The 2,396-nt window shown below is 62.1% G+C and carries 2 protein-coding genes; both read right to left on the bottom strand.

The features are described from left to right. Positions 1–111 precede the first annotated feature (111 nt). Positions 112–1,266: a PPE family protein gene (locus tag VFA16_RS08920; RefSeq protein WP_324967460.1), complete on the bottom strand. Its 1,155-nt coding sequence runs from the start codon at positions 1,264–1,266 to the stop codon at positions 112–114. Between the two features lie 123 nt (positions 1,267–1,389). Beyond that, positions 1,390–2,396 (bottom strand): phosphate ABC transporter substrate-binding protein PstS (gene pstS, locus VFA16_RS08925; protein WP_324967461.1); only part of this gene is annotated, 1,007 nt, incomplete at its 5' end.

A 2,396-nucleotide genomic window follows, 5' to 3' on the forward strand; every position in this document is an offset into this window, starting at 1 on the left:
ACGACTACCACGCCGGGTTCTTCGTCGGCGTCAGCATTGCTGCGTTCTGTCCGAGGTATTCCGGGTAGAGCTGACTCCGTCCTGGTATCCAGTGGACGTGTGGCCGGTGGTTCATCCCGCCGATGGCGGCCGTTGCATCACTGTCCCCTTGAGCTCCAAGCCGTATTCGAGATCTTCGTACTTTTGCTGTTTGCGTTTGCGCCAGCCACTGCCCGCCGAGATCGGCGGCGGCATGATCGGCGGCAGCACGGGTAACCCGGATTCGCCAGCGGGAAGCGGGGATACGGCGGAGGCAAGCTGCACCGGCGTTTGCGGAGGAGGCAGCAGCCCGACGACAGCCGGCGGCGCGGTCAGCTTTCCCATCGACACCCCGACGCCTACGGCAGCGGTGGGCTCTGCGGAAAGCCCAGCGGCACCCAATGCACCCAACCCTCCTGCTGGTCCCAGTGCCGCCTCACCTTCCGAGAGACCTTGGCCGATTTGGCTGCTCACACCTTGAAGTGCCTGCGCCGAGCTGTTCTGCGCCAAGTAGCTGAGCAGGTTGATCGGGAATCCGGATGAGATGAACTGGTTGGCATAGGTATTCGCCAGCCCGAACCAGCCGCTTTGTGGGTCGAAGCTGGTAATCGACGACAACGTCGAAGCCGCCGACGACGTGTCCGCACCGGGCGCCGCAGCAGTGGTAGCGGCGGGCACCACATTGGCCTGGGCGGCGTGGGCGGCCTGGGCGGCCACCCCGCTCGGATTGGTAACCGACGGGGGCGACGCCAACTGAGGCAGCGTCGTTGCCTGCGCCGAGGCGGCCTGGTAGCGACTCATCGCCGCCGAGTTATTCAGCCACATCCTGTGGTATTGGTCTTCGGTGTCGGCGATTGCCGGGAGATTGCTGCCAAACCGGTTGGTGGCCAGCAACTGTGCCAGCCGCGTCCGGTTAGCCGCGACCTCTGCGGTGGGAACGACCGCAGCGCGAACGGAATTGAATGCCGCCGCCGCCGCCTGTGCCGAAGCCGCTATCTGCTGACACTGCTGCGCGGTGCTGCGCAGCCAGCTCAGGTAAGCCTTGGCGGCCTGAGCCATCGCCATCGAGGACGGACCATGCCACGTGCCGGTTAGTGTTGACAACACACCGGCATAGCTTTCGGCATGTTCGTCCAGAGTGCTGCCGAGCCGTTGCCACTCCAGGAAAGCTTCCATCAGTGATCCCGAACCGGGTCCCGAGTGGATAAGCGCAGAGGTGATCTCGGGCGGCAATGCCATGAACTGCATGACGCAGAACATTGACTACCGCGGGAAAACTTTCGGAACATGGCGTTGACGACGGTGAAAAAATCCCCGGAACATTGAGCATCAAGGTGCGTGTTCGCGGTCTGCGGCTCGAACGATCTCAGCTCACGAGATGGCGTTGACCGCGGTCGACAATCGCGACTTGAACTCGTACGGAATCGGGACGTAACCGTTGTCCGTTAGACCGTTCTGGCCGGCGCTGGTTGTGCTTTGCAGAAACGCTTTTACGGCTGTACCGACGCGCGAATCAGGATATTTCGAGCACACGATCTCATACGTGGCCAGCACGATCGGGTAGGAGCCGGGTTGGTTCGGCCGGTAGAACGAGATCGTGTCGAGCGCTAGGTCGTTGCCCTTCCTGGTGAACCAGGCAGCAGAAATCGTCTTACCCACCGAGTCTGGGCTGATTGCTACCGGATCCGGGCCGGCCGACGTGACGACCTTGGCCACGTCGAGGTGTTGCGCCTGGGCGAACGACCATTCGATGTAAGTGATTGATCCTTCGGTGCTTTTGACGGCGGCAGCGGCGCCGTCGTTGCCTCTGGCCCCTTCGCCGACGCCGCCGTTGAACTTCTTTCCGGCACCGTTGCCCCATCTGCCATTGGACGCGGTGTCGAGATAGCGTTGGAAGTTGTCCGTGGTCCCGGACTCGTCGCTGCGGAACACGACGTGAATCGGCTCAGCGGGCAAGGCGACACCTAAGTTGAGCAGCTGGATGGCAGCATCGTTCCAGGTAGTGATTTGGCCGTTAAAAATTTGGGCCGCGGTCGCAGCATCGAGGTTCAACGAAGTGAGACCGTTGACGTTGTAGGCGATTGCGATGGGCCCGAACACCATCGGCAGGTTCCACACTGGCGACTTGCAGCGCTGCTCCGCCTTCGTGTACTCGGCCTTGCTCAGTGGTGAGTCCGATCCACCGAAATCGGTTTCGTTCCCGATAAATTCGCTGATACCGGGACCGGAACCATTGGCGGTGTAGTTCACGGACTGCCCCGGGCAGGCTTGCTCGAAAGCCCTGACAAAACGCGTCATTGCGTTTTCTTGTGCCGTCGAACCACTGGCCTTCAGGGTCGGCTTGCCGCCACAGGCCACCTTCACCCCCGACGACGAGG

This window comes from Mycobacterium sp. (assembly GCF_035653355.1).
Classification (GTDB): Bacteria; Actinomycetota; Actinomycetes; order Mycobacteriales; family Mycobacteriaceae; genus Mycobacterium.